The sequence below is a fragment of the Pantoea sp. USMM079 genome, from assembly GCF_037153115.1.
Lineage (GTDB): Bacteria > Pseudomonadota > Gammaproteobacteria > Enterobacterales > Enterobacteriaceae > Pantoea > Pantoea communis.
The window spans coordinates 23865-39726 of sequence record NZ_JBBCKX010000006.1 but is presented as its reverse complement, the minus strand read 5'-3'; the positions used below and the strand labels follow the sequence as shown (position 1 = coordinate 39726).

Here is a 15862-nt window from a genome sequence, read left to right as displayed (position 1 = left end):
TGCGCACGATAACGGACCAATTGTACACAATCATCCCTGCTACGCACTAACTACCTGAAGCACCGCATTACGGGCTAATTCTGGCTCGTCACTGTCTAACCAATGGACGTTTGGCCAGCCACGTAACCAGGTCATCTGGCGTTTAGCGAGCTGCCGGGTGGCGCAAATTCCCCGATAAACCATTTCGTCGTAATCGATTTCACCAGAGAGATAAGACCACATCTGGCGATAACCTACACAACGAATGGAAGGCATATCCGTATGCAAATCACCTCGTGCAAACAGTTCACGAGCCTCCGCTTCAAATCCTGACGCTAGCATCTGGTCGTAACGCAACGCAATGCGTTGATGTATCAGTTCACGACTCGCCGGAGCGATAGCAAACTGGTACACGTCGTAGGGTAACGCTTCGCCGGACGTTTTTGTCAGTTCCGTTAAAGTTTTACCCGAAATAAAAAAAACTTCCAGTGCTCGCGAAAGTCTCTGCGGATCATTCGGATGAATACGACTACCGGCGACCGGATCGATTTCACACAGCTGGCGGTGCAGGGCTTCCCACCCTTTCTCCGCCGCCATTTGCTCTATCCGCTGACGCACCTCGGGATCGGCCGAGGGCAACGGCGACAATCCTTCAAGCAACGCCTTGAAGTAGAGCATGGTTCCACCAACAAGCAACGGAATCTTACCCTTTTGGGTAATCTCCGCCATTTCTGCCAGCGCATCGCGACGAAACTCAGCGGCGGAATACGCTTCCGCCGGATCGCGAATGTCCAGCAAACGATGGGGCGCCAGTGCTAACTCTTCTGCCGACGGTTTCGCCGTGCCAATATCCATCCCGCGATAGATTAAGGCAGAGTCAACGCTGATAAGTTCCACCGGAAGTTGCTGACGCAGCGAAATCGCTAATGCCGTCTTACCGGAGGCGGTAGGCCCCATCAAAAAAATTGCCTTTGGCCGGCTAGCCTGGTTTAGTTCACTCATGCTTCAACGCGTTAATCGCGCTCTCAATCTCAATGGTCTGTAACAGACCTGAAGGCGGCGACTTGAGCAGATGCGGGCATAGCCTTTCCAGCTCTGCCAGCAGTGCAATCGCCTGCGAGTGATTCCAGTGAGCGTGTTCTGCATCATCACGACGTGCCAGCCATTGGGCCAACGCAGATGCAGAAACCTCTTGCTGCCGGGCCAAGTAGCCTAACAGTTCTGGAATCAAGATTTGTAAATTTTGTGTGCGTAACGGTAAAGGGACGGCGCGTAAGGTGACGTGCTGACCTTCTCGTTGTAAATCAATGCCCATCAGCCTCAATAACGCGCCCTGAACATCGATCACATTCAACTCTTCTTTGGCAATTTTCAGCCGGACCGGGATCAGTAAAGGTTGAGGTTTCAAGCCTTCTTCTCCCGGTTGTAACTGGGCCTGTTTCAACCAGCGTGAGGCCACATTCAGTGACAACAACTGTAATTGATGACCCCGTTCCAGCAGCGCATATTGCTCATTCATCACGCTCAGCACACGACCAAAACTTTGCGCATGTGCAGCCAACGGCGCTTCGCGTGCTTCAGGCTGACGCACGGGAGCCGGTTGCGGCGCGGCGGCGCGAGGGGTTTCGGCCACAGGCGTTTTCATTAACTGCTGGTAGGCGGCACCTTCACGTGCACGATACACCGGCTCTTTATTCTGCCAACCCGTGTGCGTTCCCGCTGCCGCACCGCTGCTGCTGGAGCTGGTGCTATTGCGTGATGGGCTCGCGGGTTGCGCAAAGTGATTCGCGCCCGCGGCCTGTCGGTTCTCTGGCTGCCACTTTGGCGCGGGCTCTTCCGCATGCGTGATGGGCAACTCTGCGGCACGGCTCGCCTGCAACGCACTCATGACGCCCTGCCAGATGAAATCATGCACCAGCCGTGACTGGTGAAAACGGACTTCATGCTTGGCGGGATGAACATTGACATCCACCTGATGGGGATCGATCTCCAGATACAGCACATAAGCGGGCTGTTGATCTTCCCCCAACTGCGTCTGATACGCCTGCCGAATCGCATGGTTGATCAGCTTGTCACGCATCATGCGGCCATTGACGTAACAATATTGCAGATCCGTCACCTGACGTGACCCGGCGGGATCGGCCACCCATCCACGCAACGCCAAATCGTCATGCTGCCAGTCAATGCGCAGAGCATGTTGCATAAAGGGGGTGCCACAGATAGCGCCAAGACGGCGTTCACGCTGCGCTTCCTGATCCACCGCACGATACTGGCGAATCATCTTGCCGTTGTGGGTCAGCGAAATTGCCACGTCAAAGCGCGCCAGCGCGATACGGCGAATCACTTCATCAATATGGGTAAATTCGGTCTTCTCAGTGCGCATGAACTTGCGCCGCGCCGGGGTGTTGTAAAACAGATCGAGCACTTCCAGCGACGTCCCGACAGGATGTGCTGCAGGTTTCACCGTGACATCCATATCACGTCCTTCCGCATAGGCTTGCCAGGCTTCGTGTTGATCCGCGGTGCGAGAGGTTAGCGTGAGGCGTGAAACCGAACTGATACTGGCGAGGGCTTCGCCGCGAAAACCGAGGCTCATAATCGCCTCAAGATCATCCAGCGAAGCAATTTTACTGGTGGCATGGCGAGCCAATGCCATCGCCAGTTCGGCTTTGGCGATGCCACAACCGTTATCGCGGATGCGAATCAACTTCGCGCCGCCTTTTTCGATATCAACGTCAATGCGCGTCGCGCCGGCATCAAGACTGTTTTCCACCAGCTCTTTTACGACCGATGCCGGGCGCTCAACCACTTCGCCGGCGGCAATCTGGTTCGCCAGCTGCGGCGGTAAAATCTGTATTGGCATGGTGGTGATCCTTTAAGCAGACTGGCGCCGCAGCGCCAGCAATCAGGATTGTGGAATCTTTAAGTTTTGCCCCAGCATCACGTTGCTCGACTTCATATTATTCGCCTGCATGATGGCTTTGGGGCTGACACCATAATGAGCGGCGATCCCAGTGAGTGAATCACCGCGTACCACTTTGTGTCGGGTAGGACGACTCGCAGCGGTCACGCTCACGCCCGATTTTGCCGGGACTTTCAAACGTTGCCCGACCCACACCACATCGCGTTTCAGGCTATTGAGGTCACGCAGAGTAGCCATGCTGACACCGTATTTGGCGGCAATTCCTGACAACGTCTCACCACGCGTCACCGTATGGCGCTGCGTCGCGCCAGTGTATTGCACAGTTCCGGTTGCCGGGTTGCTGGCAACGCTAACCGCTGGTGCGCTGTCCAGCGGCCGGTTTTCCTCCTTTGGGATGGATTGCAGCGGATGCGCGAGGAAATAGTTACGCAGTCCTTTATAGATCGACTGAGCAATTTTCTCCTGATACGCGCTGCTGCCAAGCAGCCGCTCCTCCGCCGCGTTACTGATAAAGCCAGTCTCAACCAGTAAAGAAGGGATATCCGGGGAACGCAACACGCCTAAGCTGGCATGCTCCGGTAAACGTTTGTGCAACGGCGTCACTCCGCGCAGTTGCTGCAGCACTTTCACCGCGACATCATAGCCAACGCGCTGTGAATGCCCGAATTGCAGATCCAGTACCGCCTGGCTTAAGTAAGGATCAGCCTGGCTGTTTGCCAGTAAATCACCGGCACCGCCCAGCAATTCGGACTGCTTCTCTTTCTGTTCCAGCCAGTTCGCCATTTCGTTATTGGCGCGGCGGTTTGATAACACCCAAACGGATGCGCCGGTCGCCGAATGGTTGGGCGCGGCGTCGGCGTGAATCGATACCAGTAAATTGGCATTCTCTTTTCGCGCTACCTCGGAACGACCCATCACCGAGATAAAGTAATCGCCGTTTCGCGTCAGCACCGGCTTAAACATCGGGTCCTGATCCATCAGCGCTTTCAGTTTACGCGCAATGGCAATGGTGACGTTCTTCTCGTGCAGGCCATGCTGGCCCGATGCGCCGGGATCCTGACCACCGTGGCCGGCGTCAATCGCCACAATCACCGTGTCATTGCGTGAAACGGCGCCACCCGGACGTACCGTGGTGTTGCTGCTGGTGACGGTGGTCACCGGATTGGCATTAAAGGGATTCGCCGCACTCTCGCTCTGGCGAGCGGTGGTCACCGGTGCGGCAGCAGTGCTGCGTTTTGCCGGTTGCGTACCGCGAATGGTAAACACCACGCGATACTGATTGCCGTCACGTTGGGTGCTGGCACGCGTGTGTGCCGCCTGGGTCAGTTCGAACACCAAACGAATACTCTGTTTATCTTTCGGCTGGCTATTGCGAATGCGTTGTACGATGTTTTCGCCGCTAAAGTTCAGCGGCAAGCCCTTAATCGCGCCACTTTGCCGAATATCCAGCACCACACGATTGGGGTTATGCAGCGGGAAGAAACCATACACGGGTTGACCATTAAAACTCAGCGTGACGGTTGCCTGACTGTCGCCGTTTTCGACTTTGATATCTGACAAGGTGGCAGATAACGCCGAAGCAGAAACGATGCAGAGCGCAGCCAGCAGAATCCCTTTCATCCATGAAGTCATGCCGACTCCCTGCCTTGCTGGAACTGGGCCAGCAACGTTTCACCCACCGCAGATACCGCGCTGATCTCCGCTTCTCGCGCCGCGTCCACGTAGCGCAGCGTCAATGCCAGATCGGGCTCGGGTAATACGCCAGCGCCCTGCTGCGGCCATTCGACCAGGCACAATGCATCCCCGCTGAAGTAATCGCGGATACCCATAAACTCCAGCTCTTCAGGATCGGCCAGGCGATAGAGATCGAAGTGATACAGCGTGCGTGAGCCGAGTTCGTAGGGCTCCACCAGCGTATAGGTTGGGCTTTTGACATTACCCTGATGGCCAAGCGCCTGCAAAAAGCCGCGGCTAAACGTGGTTTTACCGGCGCCGAGATCGCCATAAAGATAGATCACCAACGCGCTGCTGCAAACGCGGGCAAGTTGCGCACCCAGATTTAGGGTTGCCGCCTCATCGGGCAAAGGGATAACACAGGTTTTCATGCTTTATTGTTGGATCATCTCTGGATTAACAAACTGCCACAGCAGTTCGAACAAATCAGTGGCTAACATGCCGCGCGTACCGCGCTGCCGGGCAACCGCATCTGCCGCTGCACCGTGTGCGACACAGCCCGCGCAGGCTGCCTCAAGTAAAGTCAGTTTCTGGCCCAGCATGGCCGCAATGATACCGCTCAGGACATCGCCCATGCCGCCGGATGCCATCCCCGCATTGCCTACATCCGCAATCGCGATGTCACCTGCCGCGCTGGCCACGATCGTGCCTGCGCCTTTCAGCACCACCACACCGCCGTAACGTTTAGCGAGCGTTTGCGCCGCCTGTAAGCGGTCGCGCTCGACCTCACTGGTCTTCACGCCTAACAGCCGTGCGGCCTCGCCAGGATGCGGAGTAATGATGCGATTCTGACGGTAATCCGGCTTGATTGCCAGCAGGTTAAGCGCATCAGCGTCCCAAAGCATCGGCTTTTCACTAGACGCGACTTTTTTCAGTGCCTTCTGAGCCCACTCACGTTGTCCCAGTCCGGGCCCGATAGCGATCACGTCTGCCCATTGCAGGGCCTGTTCCAGCGTTTCTTCACGTAGCACATCGACCATGAGCTCCGGCCGCGCGGTCAGAATCGGGCCGATATTATCTTCATGAGTGAGCACGCGCACAAGCCCAGCACCACTGCGCAGCGCCGCTTCCGCCGTCATTCGAACTGCCCCGGCGGTGCCAGTATCCCCTCCCACCACCAACAAACGTCCATGGTCACCTTTGTGTGATGTGGCTTTGCGTGGTTTCAGCCAGTGGGCCAGATCAGCTGCATCGTAGCGTTGAATGGGGGCCGTCTCGCCCGCGAGGAATGCGTTCAGGCCAAGCGCATCACAATGTAAACGACCCACGTGATCGCGAGCTTTGCCAGTCAACAATCCCGGTTTCAGCACAATCATACTCAGGGTGACATCCGCGTTGATAGCATTGCCAGGCGTGGTGCCAGTGGCAGCATTCAATCCCGATGGGATATCTATCGCGAAGATGGGCGCGGCATGTGCATTGGCCAGATCAATCAATTCAGCGTAAGGCGCGGCTGGCGCACGATTGATGCCGGTGCCGAGCAATGCATCGATGATCACATCAATGTTTTGCGGCCATGACGCATCCGGGGCATGTATCACCCCGCCCGCCGCCAGCCAGGCTTCTTGCGCCTGCTGCGCTTCTTCCGGCAAGGGTTTATTACCGCTGCACGCCAGCAATGTGACGCGCAATCCTGCCGCCTGCGCCAGTCGCGCCACCACATAGCCATCGCCCCCGTTATTACCCTGTCCGCACAGAATCAGCCAGTGCTGCGCCTGCGGCCACTGTGCCCGCACTCGCTCATAGCTCGCCTGCCCGGCGCGCAACATTAATTCGTACAAGGTTAAACCCAGGCTATCCGCCGCATCGCGCTCCAGTTGCCCTATCGCCTGCGCAGGCCAGACAGAGTGTGGTAAACTGCGCGGGTTTGCTTCAATTGCCTGGTTTCTCATGTCATACCCTCTCGATCTTCAACAGCTTGCCCACCAAATTAAACAGTGGGGGCGCGAACTCGGCTTTCAGCAGGTTGGTATTTGCGATACCGATCTTAGCGCTGAAGAGCCCAAATTACAGGATTGGCTGGAGAAGCAGTATCACGGAGAGATGGACTGGATGGCGCGCCACGGCATGATGCGCGCGCGTCCGCATGAACTCCTGCCCGGCACACTGCGCGTGATCAGCGTGCGCATGAACTACCTTCCGGCCAAAGCGGCGTTTGCCAGCACCTTAAAAAATCCTCAGCTGGGCTATGTCAGCCGCTATGCGCTGGGCCGCGATTATCACAAAGTATTGCGCAATCGCCTGAAAAAGCTTGGAGAAATGATTCAGGCGCATTGTGGCGAACTCAATTTCCGCCCGTTTGTTGACTCCGCCCCCATCCTTGAACGGCCGATTGCCGCCAAAGCAGGCCTGGGCTGGACCGGTAAACACTCGCTCATTCTCAATCGCGAAGCCGGTTCCTGGTTCTTTCTCGGCGAGTTGCTGATTGATTTGCCGTTGCCCGTCGATCAGCCACAGGAAGAACAGTGCGGTCGCTGCGTCGCCTGCATCACTATTTGCCCGACTTCCGCTATCGTTGAGCCTTATGTGGTTGACGCGCGGCGCTGTATTTCCTATCTCACTATTGAGCTGGAAGGTGCGATACCGGAAGAATTCCGTCCGCTGATTGGTAATCGCATCTATGGATGTGACGATTGCCAGCTTATCTGTCCGTGGAATCGTTATGGTCAGTTGACCGATGAAGATGATTTCTCGCCGCGCGCGGTGCTGCACGCGCCGCCGTTGGTGGATCTCTTCAAGTGGGATGAAGCGAAATTCTTGCGAGTCACTGAAGGCTCTGCGATTCGCCGCATCGGCCACTTACGCTGGCTGAGGAATATCGCAGTGGCATTGGGCAATGCGCCCTGGGCAGAAGAAAATCTGGCGGCGTTGCAAATGCGTAGCGGTGAAAACGCCATGCTGGATGAGCATATTGACTGGGCCATCGCGCAGCAATTACAGAGACGTGCGGCACAGAGCGTGGATGTTCAGCCCGCGAAGAAACAGCGCCTGGTACGTGCCGTCGAGAAAGGCCTGGCCCGTGATGCGTGATTGAGCAATCGCGCAGGATAAAATCCTTTTCCACATGCTGTGAATAAAATTATAGAGCCGAATAGTGACGAGGATCATTATATCGTCTACCAAGACTATTCACAGACTGAAATACCTTTAATTCATTAATAATCAATGAGTTAAATGATTACTGTAAACATTTAAGTAGAATATTGCGCGCAGGGGCTTGTCCAGAGCTTGTGGATAACTCTGTTCAAAACAGTTTTGCAGATAGAGTAAAACGCCGTCGGTACGTTGCAGGCGCATTGTGGATAACCTGTAAGATAACTGCAACAGACTACAGGCATCGTTGGTGCTAATGCGGTACGTAAAATTTCCAGAAAGAAAACCAGGCCGCATAAGATCGATAAAGACTGCAGCAGTTTTAAGTCTGATTACGCCCGAGAGCAAATAACATTAGTGAATATGAAAATCTGGAGCGGGAAACGAGACTCGAACTCGCGACCCCGACCTTGGCAAGGTCGTGCTCTACCAACTGAGCTATTCCCGCAAAGAGGTTACTACTAACTAAAACAGATTTTGGAGCGGGAAACGAGACTCGAACTCGCGACCCCGACCTTGGCAAGGTCGTGCTCTACCAACTGAGCTATTCCCGCAAAGAGGTTACTGCTAACGAAGTTTGGAGCGGGAAACGAGACTCGAACTCGCGACCCCGACCTTGGCAAGGTCGTGCTCTACCAACTGAGCTATTCCCGCATAATCTTCGTCTTTCAATTTGCTGCCGCGTTAGCTTCCTTCACTCACACAGGTCACTTACTGACGTAAGCTCTCTGTGATTCGTTCAGTTGCTGCCTTGCCGCAAACCGAAATACTTGATTCTGGAACTTCGTGTTACTGCTGCGCACCGTAATAAATTCTTCACCGGTACGGGGTGCGCATTATACGAGAAATCCTTTCAGTCGCAAGAGTCTAAAAGCAAAATTTTGCGCTTTCAGTGCGTTTGCTGATTTAATCAGCAACCTGATGATTTCCTGCGCACCCTTAGGCGATTAAAGTTGCAAGAAGTGTTCGCGGTAGTACGCCAACTCGGCAACGGACTCGCGGATATCATCCAGCGCCTGGTGGCTGCCCGCTTTTTTGAAGCCCGGCAGGATATCGGGTTTCCAGCGACGCGCCAGTTCTTTCAGCGTGCTGACATCCAGATAACGGTAGTGGAAGTAGGCTTCCAGCTCCGGCATGTATTTGAACAGGAAGCGACGATCCTGGCCAATGCTGTTGCCGCAAATCGGAGAAGTGTTAGCCGGAACCCACTGCTTGAGAAATTCGATGGTCGCCAGCTCTGCAGCACGGTCGTCGTATTGGCTGGCTTTCACACGTTCTACCAGGCCACTGTTGGTGTGCGTACGCACATTCCACTCATCCATCAATGCCAATTGCTCATCAGACTGATGCACCGCAAACACCGGGCCTTCTGCCAGGATATTCAGGTTGGCATCGGTGACGATCGTGGCGATCTCAATAATGCGATCCTGCTCCGGATCCAATCCGGTCATTTCCAGGTCGATCCAAATCAGATTATTTTCATTTCCAGCTGTCATGCGTTTCCCGCCTGTTGCCAAAGTCGTCATTACACTCGTTTCAGGTGTATCATAGACGTTTTGCCCAGCGGGGCGAAGCCTGGCGAAAGCCGTGAGAGGATGCGTGAGCAAAAATAAACTGTCGAAGGGTCAACAACGTCGCGTAAGCGCTAACCATCAGCGTCGTCTGCAGCAACGGAATGAAAAGCCGGAACCGGATGACAACCTGTTTGGAGAAGCGAGCGAAGGCGTGGTGATCAGCCGTTTCGGCATGCACGCAGATGTGGAAGATGGCGTGGGCGAAGTGCATCGCTGCAATATCCGTCGCACCATTCGCTCACTGGTCACCGGTGACCGTGTGCTGTGGCGTGCGGCGATTGGCGGCGGCAAAGGCATCGTAGAAGCAGTTCACGAACGTAAAACGGTGCTGACGCGTCCGGATTTCTATGATGGCGTCAAACCGATCGCGGCCAACATCGATCAGATCATCATTGTGTCGGCGATCCTGCCGGAGCTGTCGCTCAATATCATCGATCGTTATCTGGTGGCCAGTGAAACCCTGGGCGTTGAGCCACTGCTGGTCCTGAACAAAACCGATCTGCTCGACGCGGAAGCCCGCGCGTTTGTGGATGAGCAGATGGATATCTATCGCAAAATTGGCTATCGCGTGTTGATGGTATCCAGCCGTGCCAAAGATGGCCTGGCGGAGCTGGAACAGGCCTTAACCGATCGCGTGAGTATTTTTGCGGGTCAATCTGGTGTGGGTAAATCCAGTTTGCTAAACAATTTGCTGGGACTGGAATTGGCGGGCGATGAGATTCTGACCAACGATGTGTCTGATAACTCCGGTCTGGGCCAGCACACCACCACCGCCTCACGCCTGTATCACTTCCCGCACGGCGGCGACGTGATAGATTCTCCAGGCGTACGTGAATTCGGTTTATGGCATCTGGAGCCGGAACAAATCACCCGTGGATTTGTCGAATTTCGTGAGTTTATCGGCGGTTGCCGTTTCCGCGACTGCAAGCATGATACCGATCCCGGCTGCGCCATTCGCGAAGCGGTAGAAGAAGGAACAATCAACATCTCGCGCTTCGATAACTACCACCGGATTCTGGAGAGTATGGCGCAGGTAAAAACGCGTAAAAACTTTTCCGCCAGCGAAGATTAACGGGTACAACGGCACATTCGCCAACTGACCGGGGCGCTGCTACAATCCGCCCCCTTTTGTGTAAACCAAGCGTAATTAAGCCAGGAGGCAACGGTGTTTGATCGTTTTAAACTCGGCCTGAATCATATTCTGCCTAAAAAAGGGCTGACCGAACTTGCCGGCTGGGGCGCCAGTCGTCGCGGTGGCTGGCTGACCAAAGCGGTCATCGACATGTTTGTCTGGTACTACAAAGTGGATATGGCCGAAGCCAGCAAACCCCATACTGGTAGCTATCGCACCTTCAATGACTTCTTCGTGCGTCCATTAAAAGAGGGCGCGCGCCCGATTGACCCTGACGCCACCCTGCTGGCGCTGCCGGCTGATGGCGCGGTGAGCCAGTTAGGCCGCATCGAAGGCGATCAGATCTTCCAGGCGAAAGGCCATTACTATTCGCTGCAGGCCCTGCTGGCCGGTAACGACGATCTGGCAGAGAAGTTCGTCGATGGTGAGTTCATCACTACCTATCTTGCCCCGCGCGATTACCACCGTGTGCACATGCCGTGTAACGGTATTCTGCGCGAAATGATTTATGTGCCGGGCGATCTCTATTCTGTGAACCCACTGACAGCACGTAACATCCCGAACCTGTTTGCACGCAATGAGCGTGTGATCTGCGTCTTCGATACCGATCATGGCCCGATGGTACAGATTCTGGTGGGTGCGACCATTGTGGGCAGCATCGAAACCGTGTGGGCGGGCACCATTACGCCACCACGTGAAGGCGTGATTAAACGCTGGCGATATCCTTCAGCGGATCACGACGGTGCCGTTGTGCTGCTGAAAGGCCAGGAAATGGGACGTTTCAAACTCGGTTCGACGGTGATTAACCTGTTCGCACCGGGCCGCGTCAAGCTGGCGGAAAGTCTCGAAGCTGAGAGCAAAACCCGCCTTGGCCAACCGCTGGCGATTGCCCTGCCGCAGCCCGGCGTCAGCGCCCCGCTCGCTGAATAACCGGAACCTCTCCCGTGCGCGTTCTTCTCTCTCTACTGCTGAGCCTGGTGCTCAGCAGTTCTGTATTGGCAGCCACCGTTCCCCCCGCGAGTCAGTTGAAGCAGGAACTGGATGCGGCCAAATCCGCCAAAGCCTCTCCCGCTCAAGCCGAGCAAGTTCAGGCGATTGAAGCGGCCATCAATTTCCTCACTGAGCGCGATGAATCGCTGGAGCGTGCCAAACAGTATCAGCAGGTGATTGATGATTTCCCACGGCTGGCACGTGAACTGCGTCAGCAGATTGCTACGCTGACCGACAGCAGTAAAACGGTGCGCACCAACATGAGCAGCGCCGAGCTGGATCAGGAAATCCTGCAAATCAGCAGCCAGCTGCTGGAAGAAGGCCGCCAGGCGCAGCAAGAGCAGGACCGCGCACGTGAAATCAGTGACTCACTGTCACAGTTACCGCAGCAGCAGACTGACGCACGCCGGGCGATGACCGAAAGCGATCGCCGTGCTCAGGGCTTTTCTGCGGCCGCTACGCCGCTGGCTCAGGCGCAGATTTATGCCCGCCTGGCCGAGAATGCCGCCAATAAAGCGCGTGTGGATGAGTTAGAACTGGCACAGCTCTCCGCCAATAATCGCCAGGAGCTGGCGCGCATGCGGGCGGAAGTGCATCAGCGTAAAGTGACGCAGCTGGATAACTATCTGCAATCGTTGCGCAATCAGCTGAATAATCAGCGTCAGCGAGAAGCGGAACTGGCGCTCGAACGCACTGAACAGCTGGCGGAAAACAGTGGCGATTTACCGGCTTCGATCAGCGATCAATTCCGCGTCAACCGTGAACTATCAGCCGACCTGAATGCGCAAGCCCAACGTATGGATTTGGTCGCTTCGCAGCAACGTCTGGCCACCAACCAAACGCTACAGGTACGTCAGGCGCTCAGCACGCTGCGCGAACAATCACAATGGCTGGGCGCCTCGAATCTGCTGGGTGAAGCCTTACGTGCGCAAGTCGCCCGATTGCCGGATATGCCGAAGTCGCAGCAGATAGACAATGAGATGGGCCAACTGCGCGTGCAACGGCTGCATTATGAAGATTTGCTGGAGCGGCAAAAGGATCTGCGCAAAGAGAAGCAGGATGACGGCACGCCGTTCACCAGCGAGCAAACCCGTATTCTTGATGCCCAGTTGAAAACCCAGCGCGAGCTGCTCAATTCACTGATCTCCGGCTGCGATACACTGATTCTGGAAATCACCAAGCTGAAGGTGTCGAACACGCAGTTGCAGGACGCCCTGGGTGAAGTGAAGGAAGCCACCCACCGTTATCTGTTCTGGACGGCAGATGTCAGCGCCATCGACCTGAAGTATCCGATTGACGTGGCGCGTGACTTAACCCGCCTGCTGTCGCTGGATACCTTAGGGCAACTCGGCAAAGCGCTGGCGATGATGTTTACCAGCAAAGAAACCGTGATGCCAATCATCTGCGCAGTGCTGTTGGTGGGCTTTAGCATCAGCTCGCGCCGTCATTACAATGCCTTTATGGCGCGTTCCGCCAGCAAAGTGGGCAAAGTGACTCAGGACCGCTTTAGCCTGACGTTGCGCACCGTGTTCTGGTCGATTCTGGTCGCCGTGCCGCTGCCGGTATTGTGGGCCGCGCTGGGCTTTGGTTTGCAGCATGCCTGGCCTTATCCGTTTGCCGTTGCGATTGGAGATGGCATCACTGCCACGCTGCCGCTGCTGTGGGCCTTTATGATCAGTGCTGCTTTTGCGCGTCATGATGGGCTATTTGTGGTGCACTTCCGCTGGCCGCAGGCGCGGGTAGCGCGTGCTATGCGTTACTACTCGCTGACGGTTGGCCTGATTGTGCCGCTGATCATGCTGCTGATTGCCTTTGCCAATCTCGACGATCCACAGTTCTCCGGCACGCTCGGTCGCCTGTGCTTCATTTTGATTTGCGGTGCGTTAAGTATTGTCACCGTCAGCCTCAAACGTGCAGGCATTCCGCTGTATCTGGATAAAGAGGGCAACGGCGACAACTTCGTTAACCGTATTCTGTGGAACCTGATGATTGCCATCCCGCTGGTAGCAGCGTTGGCTTCCTGCATCGGCTATCTGGCGACCGCGCAGGCGCTGCTGGCGCGCCTGGAAACTTCGGTAGGCATTTGGTTCTTCCTGCTGGTTATTTACCACATTATCCGCCGCTGGATGCTGATCCAACGCCGTCGCATCGCCTTTGATCGCGCCCGCCAACGCCGTGCCGATATGCTGGCGAACCGCGCGCGCAGTGAAGAAGAGAAAGAGCAACAGACTCCCGCCAACGCCGATACGATTGAGATCGATGAACCGAGCCTGGATCTGGATGAGATCAGTGCGCAGTCGTTGCGTCTGGTGCGCTCTATTCTCACGTTGATTGCGCTGGTATCGGTGATTGTACTGTGGTCAGAAATTCACTCGGCCTTTAGTTTCCTCGACAACATCCCACTGTGGGATGCCAGCACCACGGTGCAGGGCGTGGAGAGCGTGCAGCCGATTACGCTGGGCGCGGTGCTGATTGCCATCCTGGTGTTCATTATCACCACTCAGCTGGTGCGTAACATGCCTGCCCTGCTGGAACTGGCGTTGCTGCAACACATCAGCCTGTCACCTGGCACCGGTTATGCCATTACTACCCTGACCAAATACGTGCTGATGCTAATTGGCGGATTAGTCGGCTTCTCGATCATTGGCGTTGAGTGGGCAAAACTGCAGTGGCTGGTGGCGGCGTTAGGTCTGGGGTTGGGCTTTGGTATGCAGGAGATCTTCGCCAACTTTATTTCTGGTCTGATTATCTTGTTCGAAAAGCCAATTCGTATCGGCGATACCGTCACCATTCGCGATCTGACCGGCAGCATTACCCGCATCAATACCCGCGCCACCACGATTACCGATTGGGACCGTAAAGAGATCATCGTGCCTAACAAGGCCTTTATCACTGAGCAGTTCGTTAACTGGTCGTTGTCGGATTCTGTCACGCGCGTGGTGCTGACCATCCCGGCTCCGGCACACGTCAACAGTGATGAAGTCACCAACATTCTCAAGCAGGCGGCCGAGCGCTGTACCTACGTGCTGGATATGCCCGCACCGGATGTGTTCCTGGTAGACTTGCAGCAAGGTATTCAGCTGTTTGAACTGCGTGTGCACGCTGCCGAGATGGGTCACCGCATGCCACTGCGTCATGAGCTGCATCAGTTGATTCTGCGTGGCTTTGAAGAGCACGGTATTGAGATGCCGTTCCCACCGTTCCAGGTGCGTATGGAAACGCTGGGACGTAAAACGCCGGCCAGCAATGGCTCACCGTCCAGCCAGACCTTTAAATCTGGCGGCTTATAAATGACAACGCCCGGCAATCACCGGGCGCTGTTTTTTCTGCTGAGCGTTACTTCACAAACTCTTCGCCCTGCGCGATATCTTTCTTCAGCGTATCCAGCATGCCGCTGAGCGCTTGCTGTTCAAACGCACTCAAAGGACCCAATGGGCGACGTTCCACGATACCGTTCTTGCCGATCAGCAGCGGTTGTGAGAAGAAGCGCGCATATTCGCCATCTCCCTCAACATAAGCGCATTCGACTACATTGGCTTCGCCCTGTAGCGCACGCACCAGTGAGAGACCAAAGCGCGCAGCAGCCTGCCCCATTGACAAGGTCGCCGATCCACCACCGGCTTTCGCTTCCACCACTTCGGTGCCGGCGTTTTGAATACGCTTAGTGAGGTCAGCCACTTCTTGTTCGCTGAAGCTGATGCCTTTAACCTGCGACAGCAGCGGCAAAATTGTCACGCCTGAGTGCCCCCCCACCACCGGGACCTCGATCTCGGTGGGCTGCTTGCCTTTCAACGCTGCAACAAAGGTGTTGGCGCGGATAATGTCGAGGGTTGAGACACCAAACAGACGGTTCTTGTCATACACGCCGGCTTTCTTCAACACTTCAGCCGCAATGGCCACCGTGGTGTTAACCGGATTAGTGATCACGCCAATCAGCGCTTTCGGCGCGGTGCTGGCAACCTGCTCGATTAGGTTACGTACAATGCCCGCGTTAACGTTAAACAGGTCGGCGCGATCCATGCCGGGTTTACGTGCCACACCCGCAGAAATCAGCACAATATCGGCTCCCTGCAGCGCAGGTGTCGCGTCTTCGCCACTAAACCCTTCCACCTTCACAGAGGTAGGAATATGGCTGAGATCAACCGCCACCCCGGGCGTGACCGGGGCGATATCATAAAGTGAGAGAGCGGAACCTGCGGGTAATTGAGTTTTGAGCAGCAGTGCGAGCGCCTGGCCAATACCACCGGCTGCACCGAGAACGGCAACTTTCATCCTGAACTCCTTATGAAGGTGGGGCAGAGATATGCCGAAAATCCATCAGGTTACGAGTTTAATCAACTTCTCAGGCGATAGCGACAAACCTGTCGCGCAATAACATGACGCCGCAATCGGCTCCCGAGACATCTCCACTTCAGAAGTCGCCTGAATGATACAATC

General features: G+C 55.6%; 11 protein-coding genes and 3 tRNA genes. 4 read left to right on the top strand and 10 right to left on the bottom strand.

The annotated features are described in order from the left end of the window. Window positions 1–39: 39 nt before the first annotated feature. From miaA to nnr, 5 genes are read right to left on the bottom strand one after another with little or no spacing between them, the layout of a single operon-like run. The gene (gene miaA, locus WFP70_RS11050) at window positions 40–981 is read right to left on the bottom strand and encodes a tRNA (adenosine(37)-N6)-dimethylallyltransferase MiaA (protein WP_166936525.1); all 942 of its coding nucleotides are present in this window, start codon (window positions 979–981) and stop codon (window positions 40–42) included. Next, complete coding sequence (gene mutL, locus WFP70_RS11045; protein WP_337023440.1) at window positions 974–2842, bottom strand: DNA mismatch repair endonuclease MutL; 1869 nt, start codon at window positions 2840–2842, stop codon at window positions 974–976. Before mutL ends, miaA begins: the two co-directional genes overlap by 8 nt. A 42-nt stretch (window positions 2843–2884) precedes the next feature. Beyond that, complete coding sequence (amiB, locus tag WFP70_RS11040) at window positions 2885–4534, bottom strand: N-acetylmuramoyl-L-alanine amidase AmiB (protein WP_337023441.1); 1650 nt, start codon at window positions 4532–4534, stop codon at window positions 2885–2887. Next, a complete protein-coding gene (gene tsaE / locus WFP70_RS11035) occupies window positions 4531–5007 on the bottom strand; it encodes a tRNA (adenosine(37)-N6)-threonylcarbamoyltransferase complex ATPase subunit type 1 TsaE (protein ID WP_034829377.1) in 477 nt (158 codons plus the stop codon). The genes amiB and tsaE overlap by 4 nt, the downstream gene beginning before the upstream one ends. A gap of 3 nt (window positions 5008–5010) precedes the next feature. After that, window positions 5011–6528 (bottom strand): bifunctional ADP-dependent NAD(P)H-hydrate dehydratase/NAD(P)H-hydrate epimerase, encoded by a 1518-nt coding sequence (nnr, locus tag WFP70_RS11030; protein WP_337023442.1) that lies wholly within the window; start codon window positions 6526–6528, stop codon window positions 5011–5013. On the opposite strand from nnr, the gene queG reads away from it, so the two are divergent. Beyond that, entirely contained in the window at window positions 6527–7666 is a 1140-nt protein-coding gene (queG, locus tag WFP70_RS11025) for a tRNA epoxyqueuosine(34) reductase QueG (protein ID WP_337023443.1), read from the top strand. The two genes, nnr and queG, sit on opposite strands and share 2 nt — an antisense overlap. Window positions 7667–8101: 435 nt before the next feature. On the opposite strand, the gene WFP70_RS11020 is transcribed toward queG, so the two are convergent. The 4 genes from WFP70_RS11020 to orn all read right to left on the bottom strand — a co-directional run bounded on the left by WFP70_RS11020 (window position 8102) and on the right by orn (window position 9225). Continuing rightward, a tRNA-Gly gene (locus WFP70_RS11020) sits at window positions 8102–8177 on the bottom strand. A gap of 30 nt (window positions 8178–8207) precedes the next feature. After that, window positions 8208–8283, bottom strand: a tRNA-Gly gene (locus tag WFP70_RS11015). Between the two features lie 24 nt (window positions 8284–8307). Beyond that, window positions 8308–8383: transfer RNA gene (locus WFP70_RS11010), tRNA-Gly, on the bottom strand. 293 nt (window positions 8384–8676) lie between these two features. Further along, entirely contained in the window at window positions 8677–9225 is a 549-nt protein-coding gene (orn, locus tag WFP70_RS11005; protein WP_034829381.1) for an oligoribonuclease, read from the bottom strand. A 103-nt stretch (window positions 9226–9328) separates the two neighbouring features. Between orn and rsgA the strand changes: the two genes are divergently transcribed. From rsgA to mscM, 3 genes are all read left to right on the top strand, one after another. After that, window positions 9329–10375 carry a small ribosomal subunit biogenesis GTPase RsgA gene (gene rsgA, locus WFP70_RS11000; RefSeq protein ID WP_034829385.1) on the top strand — a complete coding sequence of 349 codons (1047 nt, stop codon included), beginning with the start codon at window positions 9329–9331 and terminating at the stop codon, window positions 10373–10375. A 93-nt stretch (window positions 10376–10468) separates the two neighbouring features. After that, window positions 10469–11365: an archaetidylserine decarboxylase gene (gene asd, locus WFP70_RS10995; RefSeq protein ID WP_337023444.1), complete on the top strand. Its 897-nt coding sequence runs from the start codon at window positions 10469–10471 to the stop codon at window positions 11363–11365. Between the two features lie 14 nt (window positions 11366–11379). Beyond that, the gene (mscM, locus tag WFP70_RS10990) at window positions 11380–14715 is read left to right on the top strand and encodes a miniconductance mechanosensitive channel MscM (RefSeq protein ID WP_337023445.1); all 3336 of its coding nucleotides are present in this window, start codon (window positions 11380–11382) and stop codon (window positions 14713–14715) included. A 46-nt stretch (window positions 14716–14761) separates the two neighbouring features. Here the strand turns inward: mscM and mdh are convergent, their stop codons facing one another. Next, entirely contained in the window at window positions 14762–15697 is a 936-nt protein-coding gene (gene mdh, locus WFP70_RS10985; protein WP_337023446.1) for a malate dehydrogenase, read from the bottom strand. Window positions 15698–15862: the final 165 nt, after the last annotated feature.